The 19,382-nt window shown below is 69.6% G+C and carries 20 protein-coding genes and 1 tRNA gene; 11 read left to right on the plus strand and 10 right to left on the minus strand.

The annotated features are described in order from the left end of the window. Window positions 1-29: 29 nt before the first annotated feature. Both MFF40_RS24035 and ruvB read right to left on the minus strand, forming a co-directional pair. A complete protein-coding gene (locus MFF40_RS24035; RefSeq protein WP_238262522.1) occupies window positions 30-755 on the minus strand; it encodes a DUF4142 domain-containing protein in 726 nt (241 codons plus the stop codon). 365 nt (window positions 756-1,120) lie between these two features. Beyond that, complete coding sequence (ruvB, locus tag MFF40_RS24040; protein WP_147854170.1) at window positions 1,121-2,170, minus strand: Holliday junction branch migration DNA helicase RuvB; 1,050 nt, start codon at window positions 2,168-2,170, stop codon at window positions 1,121-1,123. A gap of 257 nt (window positions 2,171-2,427) precedes the next feature. Here ruvB and MFF40_RS24045 point away from each other — a divergent pair, with 257 nt between their 5' ends. After that, window positions 2,428-2,667: a hypothetical protein gene (locus tag MFF40_RS24045; RefSeq protein WP_147854171.1), complete on the plus strand. Its 240-nt coding sequence runs from the start codon at window positions 2,428-2,430 to the stop codon at window positions 2,665-2,667. 142 nt (window positions 2,668-2,809) lie between these two features. After that, window positions 2,810-3,142, plus strand: a complete 333-nt coding sequence (locus tag MFF40_RS24050; RefSeq protein ID WP_238262524.1) for a hypothetical protein — start codon at window positions 2,810-2,812, stop codon at window positions 3,140-3,142. On the opposite strand, the gene MFF40_RS24055 is transcribed toward MFF40_RS24050, so the two are convergent. After that, window positions 3,114-3,470: a hypothetical protein gene (locus tag MFF40_RS24055; protein ID WP_147896320.1), complete on the minus strand. Its 357-nt coding sequence runs from the start codon at window positions 3,468-3,470 to the stop codon at window positions 3,114-3,116. The two genes, MFF40_RS24050 and MFF40_RS24055, sit on opposite strands and share 29 nt — an antisense overlap. Window positions 3,471-3,547: 77 nt before the next feature. Here MFF40_RS24055 and MFF40_RS24060 point away from each other — a divergent pair, with 77 nt between their 5' ends. Both MFF40_RS24060 and MFF40_RS24065 read left to right on the plus strand, forming a co-directional pair. Next, window positions 3,548-4,444 (plus strand): GGDEF domain-containing protein, encoded by an 897-nt coding sequence (locus tag MFF40_RS24060; protein ID WP_147896321.1) that lies wholly within the window; start codon window positions 3,548-3,550, stop codon window positions 4,442-4,444. A gap of 214 nt (window positions 4,445-4,658) precedes the next feature. Further along, a complete protein-coding gene (locus MFF40_RS24065; protein WP_147854175.1) occupies window positions 4,659-5,327 on the plus strand; it encodes a LuxR C-terminal-related transcriptional regulator in 669 nt (222 codons plus the stop codon). A gap of 207 nt (window positions 5,328-5,534) precedes the next feature. On the opposite strand, the gene MFF40_RS24070 is transcribed toward MFF40_RS24065, so the two are convergent. After that, entirely contained in the window at window positions 5,535-6,767 is a 1,233-nt protein-coding gene (locus MFF40_RS24070; RefSeq protein WP_147896322.1) for a DNA topoisomerase IB, read from the minus strand. Between the two features lie 134 nt (window positions 6,768-6,901). On the opposite strand from MFF40_RS24070, the gene MFF40_RS24075 reads away from it, so the two are divergent. From MFF40_RS24075 to MFF40_RS24090, 4 genes are all read left to right on the plus strand, one after another. Continuing rightward, window positions 6,902-8,065: a glycosyltransferase family 4 protein gene (locus tag MFF40_RS24075; protein WP_238262526.1), complete on the plus strand. Its 1,164-nt coding sequence runs from the start codon at window positions 6,902-6,904 to the stop codon at window positions 8,063-8,065. A gap of 2 nt (window positions 8,066-8,067) precedes the next feature. Then, window positions 8,068-8,727 (plus strand): class I SAM-dependent methyltransferase, encoded by a 660-nt coding sequence (locus MFF40_RS24080; RefSeq protein ID WP_238262528.1) that lies wholly within the window; start codon window positions 8,068-8,070, stop codon window positions 8,725-8,727. Between the two features lie 213 nt (window positions 8,728-8,940). Then, window positions 8,941-9,513 carry an NAD(P)H-dependent oxidoreductase gene (locus MFF40_RS24085; protein WP_238262530.1) on the plus strand — a complete coding sequence of 191 codons (573 nt, stop codon included), beginning with the start codon at window positions 8,941-8,943 and terminating at the stop codon, window positions 9,511-9,513. Between the two features lie 147 nt (window positions 9,514-9,660). Continuing rightward, window positions 9,661-10,287 carry a cytochrome b gene (locus tag MFF40_RS24090; RefSeq protein WP_147896325.1) on the plus strand — a complete coding sequence of 209 codons (627 nt, stop codon included), beginning with the start codon at window positions 9,661-9,663 and terminating at the stop codon, window positions 10,285-10,287. On the opposite strand, the gene MFF40_RS24095 is transcribed toward MFF40_RS24090, so the two are convergent. Together MFF40_RS24095 and MFF40_RS24100 are read right to left on the minus strand one after the other, a co-directional pair. Next, entirely contained in the window at window positions 10,288-11,184 is an 897-nt protein-coding gene (locus MFF40_RS24095) for an AprI/Inh family metalloprotease inhibitor (protein WP_238262532.1), read from the minus strand. Further along, a complete protein-coding gene (locus MFF40_RS24100; protein ID WP_147855670.1) occupies window positions 11,181-12,146 on the minus strand; it encodes a 2-hydroxyacid dehydrogenase in 966 nt (321 codons plus the stop codon). The genes MFF40_RS24095 and MFF40_RS24100 overlap by 4 nt, the downstream gene beginning before the upstream one ends. Window positions 12,147-12,425: 279 nt before the next feature. On the opposite strand from MFF40_RS24100, the gene leuC reads away from it, so the two are divergent. From leuC to MFF40_RS24115, 3 genes are all read left to right on the plus strand, one after another. Then, window positions 12,426-13,838, plus strand: coding sequence for a 3-isopropylmalate dehydratase large subunit (gene leuC / locus MFF40_RS24105; RefSeq protein ID WP_147855669.1), 1,413 nt, complete (start codon window positions 12,426-12,428; stop codon window positions 13,836-13,838). Window positions 13,839-13,920: 82 nt separating this feature from the next. Next, window positions 13,921-14,005: transfer RNA gene (locus tag MFF40_RS24110), tRNA-Leu, on the plus strand. Between the two features lie 81 nt (window positions 14,006-14,086). Next, on the plus strand, window positions 14,087-15,853 hold the full coding sequence (locus MFF40_RS24115; RefSeq protein WP_238262534.1) for a tyrosine-type recombinase/integrase: 1,767 nt from the start codon (window positions 14,087-14,089) through the stop codon (window positions 15,851-15,853). Window positions 15,854-15,888: 35 nt separating this feature from the next. Here the strand turns inward: MFF40_RS24115 and MFF40_RS24120 are convergent, their stop codons facing one another. The 4 genes from MFF40_RS24120 to MFF40_RS24135 all read right to left on the minus strand — a co-directional run bounded on the left by MFF40_RS24120 (window position 15,889) and on the right by MFF40_RS24135 (window position 19,324). Beyond that, window positions 15,889-16,152, minus strand: coding sequence for a hypothetical protein (locus MFF40_RS24120; RefSeq protein ID WP_238262536.1), 264 nt, complete (start codon window positions 16,150-16,152; stop codon window positions 15,889-15,891). 415 nt (window positions 16,153-16,567) lie between these two features. After that, complete coding sequence (locus MFF40_RS24125; RefSeq protein WP_238262538.1) at window positions 16,568-17,086, minus strand: hypothetical protein; 519 nt, start codon at window positions 17,084-17,086, stop codon at window positions 16,568-16,570. A gap of 8 nt (window positions 17,087-17,094) precedes the next feature. Further along, window positions 17,095-17,607: a hypothetical protein gene (locus MFF40_RS24130; RefSeq protein WP_238262540.1), complete on the minus strand. Its 513-nt coding sequence runs from the start codon at window positions 17,605-17,607 to the stop codon at window positions 17,095-17,097. 406 nt (window positions 17,608-18,013) lie between these two features. After that, on the minus strand, window positions 18,014-19,324 hold the full coding sequence (locus tag MFF40_RS24135) for a hypothetical protein (RefSeq protein ID WP_238262543.1): 1,311 nt from the start codon (window positions 19,322-19,324) through the stop codon (window positions 18,014-18,016). Window positions 19,325-19,382 lie beyond the last annotated feature (58 nt).

Consider the following 19,382-nt stretch of genomic DNA (forward strand, 5'->3'; position numbering starts at 1 on the left):
CCTCGCGTGGTCAGGTCTGGATCGAACGATCAGCCGCCGATGCGGGCGGCCAGGCTCGCCGAGTGGGCGTGCTCGTCGGCGATGTAGGGCAGCGCCTCGCTGGCGAAGCGGCGGCCCTGGGCGCTGTCGCCCGACTTGGCGTAGGCGTCGTAGAGCGCCAGGGTCTGGGCGTCGGACCGGGCCTGCTGGTCGATGTAGGCGCGGTCGAAGGACCGAGCATTCCGAGCCGACTGCAGCTGGGACAGGCGGGCCTGACCGCGCTCGCCGAGGGCGACGCGACGGCCCGGCTCGGTCGGGCTGTTGTCGACGATGCCGACCGCGCCGAGCGCGCCGCCGACGATGCTGGTGCCGAGGTTCGCCGCGATGGTCACCGGGGCCAGAACGAAGCCGACCGGGTTGGTCAGGTCGGTCTTGATGCCCTGGTTGTCGGAAACGACCGTGCCGTTGCGCGACAGCGAGGTGTTCGGCGGCAGGAGGGCCTCGGTGGTGGCCTTGCGCTCGACCAGCACGCGGTTGGCGTAGTTCCGGACGCGCGGGTTGCGCGAACGCTCGAGGGCGATGCGGCTCGCCTCGATGCTGGCGGCGTCCGAGCGCAGCGCCTCGGCGCGGAAGGCGGGGGTCTCGGTCGCGGCGGCGCCGACGCCCTGCTGGTTGGCGAAGGGCAGGATGCGGATCGGGAGCGCGTCCTGCGCCAGCGCCGGGGTCGAGAGCGCGGCGGCGGAAAGGCCGAGGACGGCGAGCGTGAGTGTCTTCATGGAAGAAGGAAGTCCCTGGTGTTCTTATTGATGGCTCAAGGATCCGTCGGGATACCGTGACAAGAGCCACAGTCCCGCGATCCTGCCAGCGCCACGCAGACTGGCGCGGTCGGCTTCACAACTGCCGCGTTGTGAGGCTGTTCCGCCGGCGGGATCGCGTTTGCGTGAGCCGAAGGGGGCGGGATTACGCAAAAGCTTGGCAATATTGTCCGCCCGCCCGGGGAGAAACAGCCGCCGGTTGAGGCGCTTGGCCATGGTGCGGCGCACAGGTCCGGGGACATCGACCGAGCCGGCGCGGGGGGCAACCTATGAACGCGGCGTGAACCAGCCCCGTCCCGACCGCATGGACGGCACGGGGATTCGGCTCAGGCGGCGTCGCCGTCGTCGAACAGGCCGTCCTGCTGGCGTCGCGGCTCGGCGAAGCCCATGTGCCGGAACGCGTGCTTGGTCAGCACCCGACCCCGGGGGGTGCGCTGCACGAAGCCGCGCTGGATCAGGTAGGGCTCGATGATGTCCTCGATCGCGTCCCGCGGCTCGGACAGGGCCGCCCCGATCGTCTCGATCCCCACCGGGCCGCCGCCGAACGAGGTAGCGATCAGCGTCAGGTACTTGCGGTCCATCACGTCGAGGCCGACCGAATCGACGTCGAGCAGCTTCAGCGCCCGGTCGGCGATGGCACGCGTCACCGTCTCGGCCTCGGCCACGATCGCGAAGTCGCGGACCCGCCGCAGCAGACGGCCGGCGATGCGGGGCGTACCCCGGGCCCGCCGGGCGATCTCGTTGGCGCCCTCCGGCGACATGCCGAGCCCGAGCACCCGGGCGCCGCGGGCGACGATCTTCTCGAGCTCGTCGATCTCGTAGAACTCGAGCCGGATCGGGATGCCGAACCGGTCGCGCAGGGGCGTCGTCAGCAGGCCCGCCCGGGTGGTCGCGCCGACGAGCGTGAACTTCGGCAGCTCGATCTTCACCGAGCGCGCCGCCGGCCCCTCGCCGATGATCAGGTCGAGCTGGTAATCCTCCATGGCCGGGTAGAGGATCTCCTCCACGGCCGGGTTGAGCCGGTGGATCTCGTCGATGAAGAGCACGTCGCGCTCTTCGAGGTTGGTCAGCTGTGCCGCGAGGTCGCCGGCCTTGGCGATGACCGGGCCCGAGGTCGAACGGAAGTTCACGCCGAGTTCGCGGGCCACGATCTGGGCCAGCGTGGTCTTGCCCAGCCCGGGCGGCCCGACGAACAGCACGTGATCGAGGGCCTGGCCGGTCATCTTGGCCGCCTCGATGAAGATCTGCATGTTTGCGCGCGCAGCCTTCTGCCCGATGAATTCGGACAGGCTCAGCGGCCGGATCGTCTGGTCCACGTCCTCGGCGCGCTTCTCGGGCGTCAGGAGCACGTTGGTCGGGGGCTTGGGCTTGCTCATGGACCTTCGCTCGTGGACCGGCTCGCCCGCTGGTTCAGGGGTCCACGGGAGCCGTCGCGTCCGGGCCGTTCCTCCTAATACGCGCCGGCCGCGAAGTCTAAGCGCCCGAGACGTCTCGGCGCCCCACCGGCGCCGTGCCGCAGCACACCCTCCCGCCCGACGCCGACCTGGAAGGCGCGGCATCGATGAAACCGAATTGGCGTGCCGCGCATTCCACTGACGAATCCGCAAACTCGGCCGCAGGGCACTGCTCCACCATGAATATCCGATCGACCGCTTTCGGCGCGGCCAGCGCCCTCCTGCTCTTCTCCGCCGTGACGCAGGCCGAGGCCGCCCCGGCCGGCACCGAGACCAAGGTCGCCGAGGCCAGCCCGCAGCAGGTCCACCCCGTCGCCGCCGTCGAGCGCGAGGACGACGCGACCTGCAGCCGGGCCCGGCGGCGCCTCTGGATCGAGGGCGAGGGCTGGGTGGTCCGCCGGATCACCACCTGCCGCTGAGATCGCGCGCTTCGTTTACGCACTCTGCCGGGGTGGCGGCCCGGAACGGCGGGTGATGGTGTCGGTTTTCCAGGATCGTTCCTGAAGCGCCGAGTCGTCGAAGCGTCGAGTCAGTGCAGCGCAGAGTCCTGGAGCCGCCCGCATGATCACCCGGACAGCCGTCACGCTCCTCACCGTTCTCATGGCGGCACCGGCCTCCGCGCAGGGCGTCTACCCCTACGGGTCCGGCCAGGACGGCTTCGCCGGTCCGTTCGTGCGCGGAACCTATATCGGCGCGCCCCTGACCCGGGTGCCGCGGCCGAGTCAGATCGTGCCTGCGCCGTGGAGCTACGGGACCTACGGGGTCCCGACCGTCACCGGCATCGCGGCCGCGCCGGCCCTTCCGCCGACCCTCACGGTCATCAACGCCACCGTACCCGCAACGCGCCGCGCGGCCGGCGCGCAGATCATCTCGGTTCAGGTTCCCCGGCGCTGAGCGCGGCGAACCAGTCGGCGTAGGGCGTGTTCCGGACGAGGTGGCGGTTCAGGTCGGGGGCGTCGTCGCGCCACCAGACCGGGCCTCGCTCGCCCAGTCCGGTCTTCGCTTCGTCGACCGCGGCCCGGGCCGCGGCCAGCGCGGCGGCGGCGTCGGGTTCGCCCTCGCGCTCGGCCCGCTTGGCCGCCTTCACCGCCCGGCGCGCATCCATCAGCCCGGCCACCAGCGCCGCGCGATGCGCCTCCGGCAGGTGCGGGTTGGCGCGCCGCCACAAGCGACCCCGGACCGCGATGTAGCGCAAGTCGGGCGTGGTGAAGACGGCACTCATGCTGGAATTCGCCCTCTCTGTTCGGTCCAAGTTAAGTCTTACCCTGTAGACACCGGAGATCGGGTCCGGGTGATGCCATGCAGATCGTCGTCGTCGATTCGAGCCGTGTCGTCCTCCAGATCATCGCCTCCCTGATCGAGCCGCGCGGACATGAGGTGCACGCGTTCACGGATTCGGAACTGGCGCTGCGACACCTCGCCGCCACCCCGTCGGTCCGGGTCCTGATCACCAGCGTCGAGGTCCGGCCGCTCTGCGGCCTCGAACTCTGCTGGTCCGCACGGCTGCTCGCCGAGGAGCGCAGGCCGCTGCACGTCATCACCATGTCGTCCGCCCGCAACGTCCGCAGCCTGGCCGAGGCCCTCGACAGCGGCGCCGACGACTTCATCGAGAAGCCGCCGAGCGCCGAGGAGCTGAACGCCCGGCTGCGCGCGGCCGAGCGCATGATCACCATGCAGGAAGAGCTGATCCGCCTCGCCGAGACCGATCCGCTCACCGGGGTCTACAACCGGCGGGCCTTCTTCGACCGGGCGCGCATCGCCGCCGAGCAGGGCGGGCGCCCGGCCCGGATCTCGGCGATCCTGGCCGACATCGACCATTTCAAGCGGATCAACGACGAGCACGGCCACGACGTCGGCGACGTCGCCATCAAGGCCATGGCCGAGTTGATCGCCGGCGCCGGCATCGGCGGCCGCCTGGGCGGCGAGGAGTTCGGCATCGTCCTGCCGGGGTGCAGCCTGGACGAGGCGACCGCCCGGGCCGAGCGTCTGCGCGAGGCCGTGCAGGCACTGCGTATCCGTGGCAGCCGGCATGCGATCAACTTCACCAGCAGCTTCGGCGTCAGCACCTGGGTCGAGGGCGACGACGTCACCACCCTGCTCAAGCGGGCCGACCTCGCGCTCTACGCGGCCAAGAGCGGCGGGCGTAACCGCGTCGTGCCGTACCAGGGCGAGGCCACCTTGGCCGTCGCAAGCTGACACGGCCAAGCCGCCCCAGTCTGGCACGCATCGCCGCGGCATGGTTAAAGACGGCAACCCATATTGGCACACCAATTCGGAGCACGAAGACAGGAATCGCCCGAATCCGCGAATATAAAGCTTAATATTCGCCCCAAACTCGTGGAATGGATCTTGGAACTACGCATCCGATCCCGGCCCCTTTGTATCGCCGGGAGACGAAAGGTGCGAGGTCATGAGTACGGCCGTTGGCGTCCTGATCCTGGATGAACCGCAGGACCTGAGCGCGACTGTTCGCGCCACTCTGGAGCATATGCCGGAGTTTCACACGATCGGCGAAGAAGACTTGGACCGGGCCGATGCCGGATCCGCGGTCGCGCTGATCTTCCTCGACGAGATCCGGCTGGCGGATGGGATCGCGCGTCTGGTCGGCCTGAAGGAGCGGCAGCCGAACCTGCGCACCCTCGTGGCCTTCGGGGCGCTCACTGCCGACGATCTCCGGGCGCTGCTGGCGGCGGGTGCCGACGCCTTCGTGGCCCGGTCGAAGTCGCCGCGGGAGCTGGGCGCCGCCCTGCTCGCCCTGGCCGAGGGATCGGAGTGTCTCGTTCCCCCGGAGCAGCAGGCCGTGATGCCGGCAGAGCAGGGCGACAGCCTCGGGCTCACGCCGCGCGAGGCGGAGGTGCTGCGCTTCCTCAGCTCGGGCTTCAGCAACAAGGAGGTCGCCCGCCGCCTCGCGCTCAGCGTGCGGACCGTGGAGACGCACCGGCTCAACCTGCGCCGGAAGACGCAGACCGGACGGCTCAAGGATCTCGTCTCGCTGGCGCGCCAGCTCGGCCTGGCCCCGGTGGTCGACAGCGACCCGAACCGCCGCGGCGGGTCCGGCGGCAACCAGTCCCGGCATTGACCGGGATCCCGGGCAGCCCCACGCGGGGGCTGCCCCCCCTACGACGCGTCGGACCCGCGTACCCTTCCCCGAGCGCATGCCGCGTCAGCGGAACGCGACCCGGGACCCAGCATGAAACGACGCGCTGCGTCCGCGTTGTTCTCGATCGTGCCGCTACGCGGCGCTGTCCGTGCTGGGTCCCGGATCACCTTCCCCTGACGTTCCAGATTACGTGGCACCGGCGTGCGTGGCGGTGCGGGACCGCCCGGTGGTTTTCTTGACGGGGGCTGCTGCCTTGGCCCGGGCTGCCGTCCCTCTCGTCTTGCTCCGCTTACGGGCCGGAGCCGCGCCGGGCTTGACCTTCTTGCCCGCCTCGGCGTCGCCCCGCGACGCGGCGAGCCGGGCCTGCAGAAGGCCGAGCACCGCCGCCTCCTCGGAACGGAGCTTGCCGAGGTCCCCGCTCAACTCGGTCTCGACCGCATCCTGCACCTGGATCAGCAGGTCGCCTTCGAGGTAGCAATCGAGGACCTGGGGGTGGATGTAGCACTTCCGGCAGATCGTCGGCGTGTTGCCCAGGCGCCCGGCGACGCTCTCGATGGCCGCGCGGACGTTGCGCTTGGCTCCCGCCTCGCTGTCGAAGCTCTCGAACTCGCGCAGGGCCAGGGCCGCCAGGACCGTCCCGGCCCAGGTCCGGAAATCCTTGGCGGTGAAATCCTCGCCCGTGATCTCGCGCAGGTACGCGTTCACGTCCGACGAGGTCACGTCGCGCTGCACACCCTCGCCGTCGATATACTGGAACAGCTCCTGCCCGGGCAGGTCCTGGCAGGCTTTCACGATCCGGGCGACGCGCCGGTCCTTCAGCGAGACGTCCCAGATCTTGCCGCTCTTGCCCTTGAACCGGAACGACAGCTCGGCCCCCGCGATCCGGACATGCGGATCGCGCAGGGTCGTCAGGCCGTAGCTCTTGTTGGTTCGGGCGTAATCGTCGTTGCCGACCCGGATCAGCGTGGTCTCGAGCAGGTGGACCACCGTGCCGAGCACCTTCTCGCGGCACAGGCCCGGACGCTTCATGTCGGCATCGACCCGCCGGCGGATGCCCGGCAGGGCGTCCGCGAAGGCCATGATGCGCGAGAACTTGTTCTCCTCGCGGGCCTGCCGGAAATCGGCGTGGTAGCGGTACTGCTTGCGCCCCTTCGCGTCCCGGCCGGTGGCCTGGATGTGACCGTTGCCGCGCGGACAGATCCAGACATCGGTGTAGGCCGGGGGGATCGCCAGGGCGCGGATGCGGGCGAGGATCCGCTTATCGCGCACCGGCGCGCCCTTCGCGTCGAGGTAGCGGAAACCGGTGCCGCTGCGCTTGCGGGTCAGGCCCGGCAGGCCGTCGTCGACGTAGACGAGGCCGGCTTCCTGGGCCGCCGCGCGCAGGGTTGCGCCGGTCTGGTCCGTCTCGGTGTCCGCCATGGCCGCCCCTCCCGGATACGCCGCCGGGATGACGCCCGGCGAGAAGGCCACGGTCAACCGGCGGCGCAGGCGTGCCGTTCCGGGCCTGCGCATCCGCCGCAGGCCGACGCCGCGGGCCGTGCTAGACGGAGCGGATGGACTTCGAACCCGCCCGCGACCCCCTCCCCAATCCCAAGCGAAGCCTGGTCTTCGTGGTCACCGAGGATTGGTTCTTCGCCTCCCACTTCCTGCCGATGGCGCGCGCCGCGATCGGCATGGGCCTGTCGGTCGCCGTCGTCACCCGGGTGCGGGCGCACCGCGCCGCCATCGAGGCGACGGGCGCCCGTGTCGTGCCGCTGGAGGCCGAGCGGGCGAGCCTCAACCCGATGGCGGCCGGCTACGCGGCCGGGCAGCTCGCCGGGATCCTGAAGGCGCTCGACGCCGACATCGTCCACTGCATCGCCCTGCGCAGCATCCTGGTGGGCGGCACCGCGGCCGCCATGGCCGGGATCCCGGCGCGGGTCTACGCGCTGACGGGCCTCGGCCTCGTCGGCGCCCGGGCGGACCGGATCGGGCGCGTCGCCCGGCTCGGGCTGAAGGCGCTGATCCGGGGCCCGCTGGCCTCGGCGCGGACCCGCTTCCTGTTCGAGAACCCGGACGACGCGCTGGCGCTCGGCCTCGACCCGTCCGAGCGGTCCGTGACGGTGGTCGGCGGCGCCGGCGTCGCCCTCGCCGCGTTCGCGCCGCAGCCGATGCCGCCGGCACCGCCCCTGAAGGTCGCCGTGGTGTCGCGCATGCTGTGGTCCAAGGGCGTCGACGTGGCCGTGGAGGCGACCCGCCTGGCCCGGTCCCGGGGCGCGGCCGTGGAGCTCGCCCTGTACGGGGCGCCCGATCCGTCGAACCGCCGCTCGATCGACGCGGCGACGTTGCGGGACTGGAGCCGCGACGGCGTCGCCTGGCACGGCCCGACCGAGGACGTCGCCTCAATCTGGGCCGGCCACCATGTCGCGTGCCTGCCGTCCCGGGGCGGGGAGGGGCTTCCGCGGACCCTGCTCGAAGCCGGCGCCTGCGGCCGGGCGCTCGTCACCACGGATGTCCCGGGCTGCCGCAGCCTCGTGCGCGACGGCATCGAGGGCCTGCTGGTGCCCCCCGGCGACGCCCCGGCGCTCGCCGACGCGCTGGTCCGGCTGTGCAACGATCCGGCCGAGGTCGCGACGTTCGGCGCGGCGGCGCGGGCGCGGATCGAGGCGGGCGGCTTCACCGAGGCCGCCGTCACCGATCGGGTCTGCGCCGTCTGGCGCAACCTGCTGGACGCCTGATCATGCGCGCCCCAGACGATCCGCAGGGCTTCATCCAGGCCAACACGCGGCTGCTGGCGGTGCCCTACGCGCCCGAGATCCGCCTCCACGTCGCCGACGAGGCGACCGAGCTCTGGCAGAAGACCGAGGACGAGTTGCAGGCGATCGGGCTGCCGCCGCCGTTCTGGGCCTTCGCCTGGGCGGGCGGGCAGGCGCTCGCCCGCTACATCCTCGACCATCCCGAGGTGGCCCGCGGACGCCGGGCCGTGGACTTCGCCTCCGGCTCCGGCCTGGTGGCGATCGCCGCCGCCCGCGCGGGCGCGCGGCACGTCGTCGCCAGCGACCTCGACCCGTTCGCCGTGGCGGCGATCGGCATCAACGCGGCCGCCAACGGCGTGGCCGGCCGGATCGACCCGGTCTCGGCCGACCTCCTCGGGACCCGACCGGAGGCCGACCTCGTGCTCGCCGCCGACGTGTTCTACGAGCGCGACCTCGCCCAGGCGGTGACCGCCTGGCTCATCGACCTGCAGGCGGGCGGAGTGACGGTGCTGATCGGCGACCCGGGGCGCACCTACCTGCCGCGCGAGCGCCTGGAATGCCTGGCGACCTACGCGGTGCCGGTCTCCCGCGCCCTCGAAGACGCCGAGATCAAGCAGAGCCACGTCTGGCGGTTGCGGGGGTGAGACGTTGGCCGGCGCGTCGCGCGTCCAATCGATCCGGCCGCGGCATCGAGGCTTCATCCGCGGCCGGAATGCGTTACCGTGCGGCCGGACCGCGAGATGCGGGCGCGCCTTCGAAAGATGCGTCGCCGGGCGCTCGGCGGGCTCGGGATTTGCGCGTGTCCCGCCTCCGGGCGCGCGGCGTCTGAAAGAACATGTCCAGGTGAGCGTCGAGTCGTGAGCGTCAAGCCGAGCCTTCCCCGTGTCGTCGCCTTCTCCGGAAGTGCCAAACGACCGTCGCGGACCCGCGATCTCGTGACGGCGGTCGGCGCCGAGCTCGGGCGGCTGCGCCGGATCGAGCTGACGGTCTTCGATCTGGTCGATGCCGGCCCGGGCATCGGGGCGTCCCTGCGCGCGGACCTGCCGCTGCCGGCGGCCCACCTGATCGCGGCGATCGAGGGGGCGGACGCGCTGATCGTCGGGACGCCGGTCTACCAGGGCGGCTATGCCGGGCTGTTCAAGCACGTGTTCGACTTCGTCGATCCGGCGCGGATGGCGGGCATGCCGGTGGTGCTCACCGCCACGGGCGGCGGCCTGCGTCACGCCCTTGTGGTCGAGCACGGCCTGCGCCCGCTGTTCGGCTTCTTCGCGGCCCACGTCGCGCCGACCTCGGTCTATGCCGGCCCCGAGGACATGGCGGACGGACAGATCACCGACGCGACCGTGGCCGCCCGCCTCGCCACGGCCGCGGTGGAATTGGCCGCGCTGCTGGACGTGGCGCGGGCGATCGACGCCGGCGCGGCGGCCTGACGCGGGAACGTCCCACGTTTGCAGAGGATCCGGAGCGGTTCTACACCGTCAGCCTGGCATCGTTCCAAACCGTGATCGGGCCCGGCGTCGGCTGACGGCGCCTTCCCGTTCAAGCCCGCGGTGGACGAGGCCCATCCGCGAGGGATCATGGCAGGTTCAACCATCTCGGCCGGCAGGAAGGCGGACCGGAAGGCGGGCACGCCGCTTCCCGCCACCTACGTCACGGCGTCCGGCCTGCCGCGCCACCATCCGGTGTCGCAGGCGCTGCACTGGGTCACGGCGGCTCTGGCGCTGGCGGTCCTGCCCCTCGCCTGGGTGGCGGTGAGCCTGCCGCCGGACCCCGCCAAGGGCAGCCTGTTCGTGCTGCACAAGTCGGTCGGGCTGACGATCCTGGCGATCGTGGTCCTGCGGATCGTCTGGCGCATGATCCGGCCGGCACCGCCGGATCCCCTGGTGCCGCGGCTGCTGACGCTGATCGGCCGGGTCAACCATTGGCTGCTCTACGCCATCTTCCTGATCATGCCGATCAGCGGCTACCTGCTGAGCGCGCTCTCGGGACGGTCCACGCCATATTTCTGGCTGTTCACCATCCCGGGCCTGACCAAGGACGACGGCGCGCAGAAGATCGCCGAGTCGATCCACCTCGTCGGGCAATGGTTCGTCTACGCCCTGGTGCTGCTGCACATCGCCGGAACGGCCTGGCACCTCGTGATCCGCCGGGACGGCCTGCTGGAGCGGATGCTCCCGGTCCAGGACGGGCGCGGATCGCGATAATCAATCGACCCGGCGCAGCACGAAGGTCGTGCCGACCTCGGGCTCGCGCCGCCACCGACCGTCGCCGCTCGGCACCAGGTCGATGGTGTGGCCGCGCTTGGCGGTGAGCGTCATGCGGCCGTTGGCGTAGCGCCAGCGGACAGGATCGAACACTTCGAGCCCGCCATCGTGGCAGCCCGGGACCACGTGGACGCCGCCGCCGGCCCCGTCGAGGGTGATCCGGCAGGTGTCGCGCTCCTGGAATCGGTCGAGGGCGTAGGTGCCCGGCGCGGGCCCCGGCGCCGCCGTGGCGGTCGCGGCCGTGGTGCGCTGCAGTTCGGCGGGCACCGACGGCGCCGTCTGCAGCGGAGCGTTCGTCGCGGGCGCCGCCTCGATCCCCGCGATGGCGGGGGGAGCGGGCGGGCGCATCGCCGCGATGTCGAGGGGCACCAGGCTGTAGGTCTCGCCGCCGTCCGGCTTGGCGACGAGGCTGCGCTGGTCCGGACGCCGGACGAATTCGAGGATCGGGCGGACGTTCCGGTCGACCAGGCGCACGCCCCGGTCGCTGAACAACCAGCCGGCGACGCCGTTCACGACCGGCAGGGCGCGCCGGCACCCGGCCGGGAAGCTGATCCTCTGGCCGGACTCGCCGTTCTCGCTCCGCAGGGTCATGACGCAGCGGCGGTTTGTGCCATCGCGCGACAGGTCCCAGGTCCCCGGCACCTCGTTGAGCCGCTCGGGGAGGCTCGGCGGGGCAGGGGGGGGCGCGGGCATCGCCGCCGGGGGCGCGGCGAGCGTCCCCGGGTCCAGGAGGCTCGGCTCGGGCGCCGTCGCGGGGGCGGCGAAGTCCTCCTGCGCCGCCGCCGGCCGCGGCACCAGGGCCAGGGCGGCGAGCAGCGCGGCCTGTACGGGTCTCACGCGGGCGGGCTCCAGGGTGTCTCGGTCACGGGGGTCAGCGGGCCCCGACCCTCGAACCACGACAACACGTTGTCGACCACGAGTTGGGCCATCGCCGTGCGGGTATGCTCGGAGGCGGAGCCGACATGCGGCAGCAGCACGGTATTGTCGAGGGCGGCCAGCTCCGCCGGCACGTGCGGCTCATTCTCGAACACGTCGAGGCCGGCCTCCAGGATCGTGCCCGCCTGAAGCGCGGCGATCAGCGCGGCCTCGTCGACGAGGCTGCCGCGGGCGACGTTGATCAGGATGCCCTCGGGTCCCAGCGCCTCCAGGACGGGGGCATCCACCAGCTTGCGGGTGTCGTCACCCCCGGGGGCGACCACGATCAGGATGTGGACCGCCCGCGCCATGGCGATCAGGCTATCGTGATAGGTGTAGGCGATGCCCGCCTTCCGGCTGCGGCCGTGATAGTCGATCGTGACGCCGAAGCTCTCGAGCCGATGGGCGATCGCCTGCCCGATCCGGCCGAGCCCCAGGATGCCGACCCGTCTCCCGCGCAGGGACGCGGTGAGCGGGAACGGCGCCTTCGGCCAATGGCCCGCGCGCAGGTAGCGGTCGGCCTGCGGGAGCCGCCGGACGGTCGCCAGCACGAGGCCGACGGCGAGGTCGGCGACCTCGTCGGTGAGCACGTCGGGCGTGTTGGTGACGACGATGCCGCGCCGATGCGCCTCGGCCGCGTCGACGCCGTCGTAGCCGACGCCGAAATTGGCGATCAGTTCGAGCTTCGGCAGCTTGTCCATCAGGGCCGCATCGACCTGACCGCCGACGCAGAGCCCCCGGATCCGGGGGCCGATCTCGGCCAGCTTGGCCTGCGGATCCGCGACGCCCGCGAGCCGGTGCACGGTGAAGCGCGCCTCGAAGGCGGCCTCGACCAGCGGATGCATCGTCTTGAGCAGCAGGATCTCGGGCGGCGCTTCGGACATCTCACACTCCCTGTTCGGCCGGCCGCTGCTGCGACCGGCGGTTTGGATCCGGCATAGGGCCTGCCCCCGGTCCGGCGCCAGCCGTGCCGGGCCCCGGGCCGTGACATCCGGCGACCGGCGCCGAGCGGCAGGGCGAAGACACGACGGGACCTGGACACGACGGGACCAGGATACGACGAGACGAGGACTCGCCTCTTTCGAAATTCGCCCGCGATGCCTACTAAGGAAGGCGCCTTATCGCGAGAGTTCTGCACCGATCCCATCCGAAGACGAAAACCGATGACCAGCCCGCGCACCCTCTACGACAAGATCTGGGACGACCACGTCGTCGATGTCCAGCCGGACGGCACCAGCCTCCTCTACATCGACCGGCACCTCGTTCACGAAGTCACGAGCCCGCAGGCGTTCGAGGGCCTACGCGTGGCCGGCCGCAAGGTGCGCCATCCCGAGAAGACGCTGGCGGTGGTGGACCACAACGTCCAGACCACCGACCGGTCGAAGGGCATCGACGACCCCGAGAGCCGCACCCAGCTCGAGGCGCTGGCCGAGAACGTGCGCGACTTCGGCATCGAGTTCTACGACGCCCTCGACGTGCGCCAGGGCATCGTCCACATCATCGGTCCCGAGCAGGGCTTCACGCTGCCCGGCCAGACCATCGTGTGCGGGGATTCGCACACCTCGACGCACGGCGCCTTCGGGGCGCTGGCCCATGGCATCGGCACCTCGGAGGTCGAGCACGTGCTCGCCACGCAGACGCTGGTGCAGAACAAGGCCAAGAACATGCGCGTCACGGTGGACGGCGCGCTGCCGCCCGGCGTGGGCGCCAAGGACATCATCCTGGCGATCATCGGCGAGATCGGCACGGCGGGCGGCACCGGCCACGTGATCGAGTATGCCGGCGAGGCGATCCGCGCCCTCTCGATGGAGGGGCGGATGACCATCTGCAACATGTCGATCGAGGGCGGCGCCCGCGCCGGCCTGGTGGCGCCGGACGCCACGACCTACGCCTACGTCAAGGACCGTCCGAAGGCCCCCAAGAGCGCGGCGTTCGACAAGGCCCGGGCCTACTGGGAGAGCCTGCTCACCGATGAGGGCGCGTTCTTCGACCGCGAGGTGCGCCTGGACGCCGCGAGCCTGCCGCCGATCGTCAGCTGGGGCACCAGCCCGGAGGACGTGATCTCGGTGCGCGGCCGCGTGCCTGATCCGGCGGCGATCGCGGACGAGAACAAGCGGCAGTCCAAGGAGAAGGCGCTGGCCTACATGGGCCTGACCCCGGGCACGCCGATCACCGACATCACCCTGGACCGGGTGTTCATCGGCTCCTGCACCAACGGCCGGATCGAGGACCTGCGGGTCGTCGCCCAGATGGTCGAGGGCCGCAAGGTGCACGAGAGCGTCTCCGCCATGGTGGTGCCGGGCTCGGGCCTGGTGAAGGCGCAGGCCGAGGCCGAGGGCATCGACCGGGTGCTGAAGGCCGCGGGCTTCGATTGGCGCGAGCCGGGCTGCTCCATGTGCCTCGGGATGAACGCCGACCGGCTCAACCCGCTGGAGCGCTGCGCCTCGACTTCGAACCGCAACTTCGAGGGCCGTCAGGGTCATCGCGGACGCACGCACCTCGTCTCGCCGGCCATGGCGGCGGCGGCCGCGGTCGCCGGCCGGTTCGTGGACATCCGCGACTGGCCGCGCGGCTGAGGCGCAAAAGGCACAAATCGCGATTGACGGACCCCACGTGTCCGCCTAAACGAAGCCGTCGCCGGCCAATGGCCGACGGCGAGCCCAGGTGGCGGAATTGGTAGACGCGCTGGTTTCAGGTACCAGTCTTGCAAGAGGTGAAGGTTCGAGTCCTTTCCTGGGCACCACCGCCCGCTAAGTCGTTGAAGCACTGATATCGTTAGGGTTTCCGGGGCCGACCGTGATACAATCGCGGGATACACCGGCCGATGCACCTCTCGATGAAGCGCCACGCTAGACGGTCAGATTCCCGATACATTCAGTTCTATATGCGCGTACCGGAATCGGTGCGCGAGCGCGTGCAAGGCCGTGTCGTCACGGTCGAGCTTCCGGCCCACGGGACCGAGCCAGCCGCGCTTTTCGAGGCCAAGCTCGGGCAGTTCATCCGGGGCTCGCTCCATACCCGCAACGCCGAGACTGCCGACACGCGGCATCTGCTGATTCGTTCGCATCTATCGAAGCTGTACGCCGCCGTTAGGGTCGGCCCGGCGCCGATCACTCAACGGCAGATCGAAGCGTTGGCAGGCGACGTATACCGCCTCCTTCTCGCTGAGCACGGCGAGAACCCCGGCACGCCATGGGAATGGGAAAGCTTTAAGAGTTTGACTCGCGCCGCCGTGGAAGGGCGCATTCCTGGGGCTCCCACAATCCCGGAGCGCGGGCGGTCTGACGATGAACTCATGCGGGAGTTGCTGTTCGGCGAGACCGAGGGCGCGGCGCTCACCGAGACCATCAATCGCATCGCATCGAGCAGCGAGACCCGTGCGCTAGAGCAGAGGGTTGGCCGGCTGGCGTTCTGGACGTTGCAGCGGCGTGGGATCGAAGTGGATGACGAGACCCGTCTCGTTCTTCTGCGCCGGATCGCGGTGGCAGCCCTGGACGCGGGACACGCTCTGAAGCGAATGGCTGGCGGGGACTACCGGGCCGATCCTGCGGCCGAACGGTTTCCCCCCTTCCAAGCCAAGGGCAAGGCGGCGGTTGGCGTGAGATTCACCGACCTGTTCGCCCGATGGAAGCAAGAGACAAAGCCGGCAGGATCGACCGTCACCACGTGGAAGGCGATATTCTCGGACTTTGAGCGACACGTGAAACACGGCGACGCGTCGCGGGTCACGGACGTTGAGGTCGTGGCGTGGAAAGATGCGCGGGTGGCGGCGGGCCGGTCGCCCAAAACCATTAACGACTCGGATCTGGCATGCCTGCGGGCGCTGTTCCGATTCGGCGTGGTGAACAAGATCCTGTCTCGGAACCCAGCCGAGGGCGTGAAGGTCTCGGCTAAAAAGCGGGCCGGGGAGGGGCGGCTTCCCTACAGCAACGACGACATCGCCAGATTGCTCAAGCATGCCGAGGGCGAGACCGCGACGTACCGACGATGGTTGCCGCTGCTACTTGTCACCACCGGGGCGCGGGTCGGCGAACTGGCGCAGCTATCGGCTGACCGGGTGCGGATCGAGGATGGAGTCCACGTCCTGCGGCTAGAGCCGGCAGCGGACGGCGGCTCGTTGAAGAACGATGTATCGGAGCGGACTGTACCGATGCATCCGGCGCTGGTCGGGTCCGGGTTCATCGCGTTCGCACGGTCGAAGGAAGGGCCGCTGTTCTACGGCGCCCGGCCGAGACGGCAGGCCCGCACGGACGGTGAGGGGCGGCACGCGTCGAAGTCGGTCAGCAATCGGCTTTCGGACTGGATACGGACCCTGGACGGCTTCGATGATCCACGCAAAGGCCCGGCACACTCGACGAGGCATTGGTGGAAGTCCGTCTCGGTCAGAGCCGGGATCGCCGATTCGGTCGCGGATTATCTGCAGGGCCACGCGGCAACAGGCGTCGCAGGGCGCTACCGCCATCATGACGATATCAAATCCCTGGCCGAGGCCGTGGCGAAGATCCCGATCCCGACTCTCAAGCGGGAGAACGACACGGACGATGCGGCTGCGATCACCGATGAGATGGTTGCGCCGGCTATGGCGGAGTGACCAGCGGGATTGAACTTGATCGTGGTCAGTATGGCTCAAGCCCGGCCAGCGGGCACGGCATCCCGTAGGGGCGTCGTCGCGTGATCGGCATCCTTCGCAAGGTGCGATGCCACGAACTCGTCAGCGGCAGCGGGATCGAGGATGAGGGCCAACGCGAATTGCGTAAGTTCCCGGATCATCTTGGACCGGGACGGGGCTTCGTCGTCCGCCAGTCTAAGCAAGTCGATAGCGTCGAGCGTCAGGTCGTCGAGGATGACGCCCACATTGCGGGACGGACGGTCGGTAAGGGCGCGGGGCATGATGGTGTTCTGATTCGTGGTTGGGGCTTGGGCGGTGTTGCCCTGCCATGGTGGATGAGGGGGCGGCCGGTGCGGGTCGAATGTGCCCCAGGGGCACATTTGGATCGTCGGTGCGGGTCTCACAGTGATATTATCTCCCTGTGCCCCTCCATCGCGTTTAGCGGTCCGCCGGCGGTGTTCGTGGTCTCGGTCGGTATCGGGTGCCAGAAATGGACCGTTGCCGTCCTGGGCCGAATTTGAGGCTTGGCGGGGCAGTACTGGATTTTCCAGTAGTGACCGATTTGTCACTGTCAGATTATCGGATAGTGGCCGGGAACCTTGGCCGCAAAGCCGCGTTATCAGCGTGACGGTCGAGGTGTGCCGGTGTCTCGGGATTATCAGGGGCATCCCCACGAAAGGTCAGAATTTTTGACCTTTAGGCCGCAGCGGCTCTCCACCGGGTCGGCGGTCTCGCAGTGAGTCGGCGAAGCTCCCGCAAGATGCCCTGATCCACATCGTCCAGCACGTCGGTCGGAGCGAGCAGAGCTACGGCGTCGTCCGGCACCTCCACGGCGATGGTCGGCCCCGGCGCCAGTGATCGAGCAGAGGCCAGCCGTGCGGCGTCTCGGGCCTTAGCCTCGTCGCGGAGCTGCTGAGCCAGGACGACGGTAAGCCAGCCCTCGGCCTTGAGCTGCGCGGCGTCGTTCCGGGTCAGCCCGAGGGATTCGTCATCAATGCCACGGTCCGGGATCGACGGCATCGTGATCGGCAGGTTGCGCGACTCGATGTGCGCGTGCGCGCCTGTCGGCAGCTTCCGCTTGGGCCGGTAGCCGGGAAGCGGGGTCGGCCGCTTCGGCCGGTTCTCGGGATTCCCATACCTGAAAGCGGTGTCTCGCTTCGGCGGGCGGCCACGGCGTGCGGGAGCGGTAGCGGTAGCGGTCATGGTGTTCCTCATGGTCAGGGTCACTCGGCAGCGAGCAGCGCCCGCAAGTCAGGATCGCACTCGGCCCAATCGGCACGAGCGGCAGAGGCGTTGAGCATCAACCCTTCCAAGACAGCCTGGAAGGCAGGGGCGGCACCGCCGGGCAGGCACGAAACCCGGTGCAGCAGTTCGGCTACCTGGGGCGAGGGCACGTAATCGGGTGCACCTGCATCATCGCCAGAGGGGTACGAAACAGGGTGCGCCTCGGTGAGCGGCGGACCGGGTACGGAAAAGGGTGCATCAGCATCAGCACCCGCCGGGTACGGAAAAGGGTGCAGCCCACGGTCCCGTTCGGCCCGGAGCCGATTTCGGCGGTGCCAGGACTTCACGGTGTTGGGGTTGAGGTCGAGCAGCCGGACCAGAGCAGCCTTGGACTGCGACCTGGGGGTGGCACCCTTGGCAGCGCGGCGAGCCCTGGCACGAGCGGCACGGCGGGCACGGTCGAGATCCCGACTGGTCGGGGAGGTGGACGAAACGTCGTCGGCGTCGGTCACAAGGCATATCCCCTAGATCTGCAGGGGCCATTATACCACTATGTCACTGATATATCTCGGAAATCGATCTATTCCGCCGGTCTCAGAGGCATGCCGGACACGACAGGCCCGTGATCGAGGTCAGAGCCGATCCCGACCAGAGATGAGACTGAGCCGAGGTGAGAGCCACAAGCTGATCGAGGCGACGGCCATGAGGCCAGGACACCCAGAAACTAAGCCGTGAGGTATAGCAAAGGCTAAGTCTGAGGTCCGGAAGGGAAGGAAGGGAAAGGAAGGGAGGAGAGACGGGGGGGAAGCTCCCTAGTACCTGTGGAACCAAACCGGAAAAATCATCAATGAAAACAACGACATGAGGCGCCGCGGACCGGACCCGTTTTCCGGCCGTTTTCGACCCCTCATCCGACCCTCAGTGGCCTCCGATCAAGGGGGCTTTGCCGATCCGCTGGAGGTAGGCGTCATGCATCGCCTCGCGCATCAGGGAGGCGTCCGACCCGGCCTTGGTGATCGCCGAATCGTGCATCGGCAGGCTGACCACGCCCCGGCTCAGGCACGCCGCTGCGGCAGCCGTCATGACCATCGACTCCTCGTACTGGAGACGGATACCAGCCCCCGTGAACAGGGTGTCGCTGATGGGGGCGTGCTTCGCCTTCAGGGCCTCAAACAGGGTCTTGGCGCCGTTCCTGTGGCCCTTGGCGATGGCATCCACCTCGGCCTGGGTCATGCGCGGCCCTCCAGCGTCGAGCTGCGCCTTGGCCGCCTGGGTGGCGAGCCGGTAGCAGAACGCGAGCAGGGCCGACTGCTCGCCGCTGGCGTTGATCAGGATCTGGGTTGCAAGCTTCGCCTCATCCCGGCCAAACGTCGGATGCGAGACCGCGTACAGATCCCCGTCGAAGTCCAAGCCGCTCAGGTGGTAGAGCATCCGAGGGTGGCAGCCGGAGAAATCGGGCTCGTCCACGAGGGCACCGTCGATCCTGATCTGACTCCGGCGCTTCATCGTGCGGTTGCTGAGCGTCTGATACGGCAGCCCGTACAGGCGCCCGCCGGCCTTCGTGGAGGCGTTGTACACCGCGTGCGCCTGAGTGCGGCGCGGATCGTAGTCCCGGCCGTCGATCATCATCGGCGCGTTCTGGGTCCAGGCCACGTCCGGCGCGTCGAGCGAGACCACGATACCGCGCATGGCCTCGTTCAGCCGTTCGATATGACGGCGCCTGCGCTCCAGCTCGCGCGTATCCGGGACCGGCATCATCTGCCCATCCGTGCCGCGCATCACGATTGGGTCGCGCAAGCCGTACACCAGGGCGACTTCGATCCCCATGAGATCGACAAGCTTCTGAGTCGGCCAGAACGTCGTCTGGATGCCCGAACCGCCTTCCATCGCCACGCCCTTCAGGACATGAACCCATCCGGCAGCGTGCAAGCTCTCCAGGGCGCCACGGACGTGTTGATACGTGTAGCCCCGGCCGACGATCCCGCTGCGCCTCACGTACCACTCCCTGCGCAGGGAAACGCTGATACGCTGTTCGGTGCCGGCCACCGACATGGCTTCCGCCAGGATAGACGCGATGGCGTGGTCACGGTCGCCATTGCCGGTCCAGGGTAGGTCTCGGTAATCGCGGAAGCATCCCGGCACCGACCACCGGAACATCATCGGGATATCGCGCTTCGCCTCTGGGTCTTCCCAAAGCGCTTGCGGGCCATTGTGACCCGTGGTATACACTTGCATACAACTTCGGCGTCTCTGACCGTTGCCCGCCTGGAAGCAGTTCCGGTCGGAG

The organism is Methylobacterium mesophilicum, from assembly GCF_022179445.1.
Classification (GTDB): Bacteria; Pseudomonadota; Alphaproteobacteria; order Rhizobiales; family Beijerinckiaceae; genus Methylobacterium; species Methylobacterium mesophilicum.

What these genes read in the sequence shown, in the direction of transcription:
- MFF40_RS24065 (WP_147854175.1), top strand. Translation starts at nt 4,659, where the DNA reads ATGAGTACGGCCGTTGGCGTCCTGATCCTGGATGAACCGCAGGACCTG.
- MFF40_RS24070 (WP_147896322.1), bottom strand. Translation starts at nt 6,767, where the DNA reads ATGGCGGACACCGAGACGGACCAGACCGGCGCAACCCTGCGCGCGGCG.
- MFF40_RS24090 (WP_147896325.1), top strand. Translation starts at nt 9,661, where the DNA reads ATGGCAGGTTCAACCATCTCGGCCGGCAGGAAGGCGGACCGGAAGGCG.
- MFF40_RS24115 (WP_238262534.1), top strand. Translation starts at nt 14,087, where the DNA reads ATGCACCTCTCGATGAAGCGCCACGCTAGACGGTCAGATTCCCGATAC.
- MFF40_RS24125 (WP_238262538.1), bottom strand. Translation starts at nt 17,086, where the DNA reads ATGAGGAACACCATGACCGCTACCGCTACCGCTCCCGCACGCCGTGGC.
- ruvB (WP_147854170.1), bottom strand. Translation starts at nt 2,170, where the DNA reads ATGAGCAAGCCCAAGCCCCCGACCAACGTGCTCCTGACGCCCGAGAAG.
- MFF40_RS24055 (WP_147896320.1), bottom strand. Translation starts at nt 3,470, where the DNA reads ATGAGTGCCGTCTTCACCACGCCCGACTTGCGCTACATCGCGGTCCGG.
- MFF40_RS24100 (WP_147855670.1), bottom strand. Translation starts at nt 12,146, where the DNA reads ATGTCCGAAGCGCCGCCCGAGATCCTGCTGCTCAAGACGATGCATCCG.
- MFF40_RS24045 (WP_147854171.1), top strand. Translation starts at nt 2,428, where the DNA reads ATGAATATCCGATCGACCGCTTTCGGCGCGGCCAGCGCCCTCCTGCTC.
- MFF40_RS24035 (WP_238262522.1), bottom strand. Translation starts at nt 755, where the DNA reads ATGAAGACACTCACGCTCGCCGTCCTCGGCCTTTCCGCCGCCGCGCTC.
- MFF40_RS24120 (WP_238262536.1), bottom strand. Translation starts at nt 16,152, where the DNA reads ATGCCCCGCGCCCTTACCGACCGTCCGTCCCGCAATGTGGGCGTCATC.
- leuC (WP_147855669.1), top strand. Translation starts at nt 12,426, where the DNA reads ATGACCAGCCCGCGCACCCTCTACGACAAGATCTGGGACGACCACGTC.
- MFF40_RS24075 (WP_238262526.1), top strand. Translation starts at nt 6,902, where the DNA reads ATGGACTTCGAACCCGCCCGCGACCCCCTCCCCAATCCCAAGCGAAGC.
- MFF40_RS24080 (WP_238262528.1), top strand. Translation starts at nt 8,068, where the DNA reads ATGCGCGCCCCAGACGATCCGCAGGGCTTCATCCAGGCCAACACGCGG.
- MFF40_RS24050 (WP_238262524.1), top strand. Translation starts at nt 2,810, where the DNA reads ATGATCACCCGGACAGCCGTCACGCTCCTCACCGTTCTCATGGCGGCA.
- MFF40_RS24060 (WP_147896321.1), top strand. Translation starts at nt 3,548, where the DNA reads ATGCAGATCGTCGTCGTCGATTCGAGCCGTGTCGTCCTCCAGATCATC.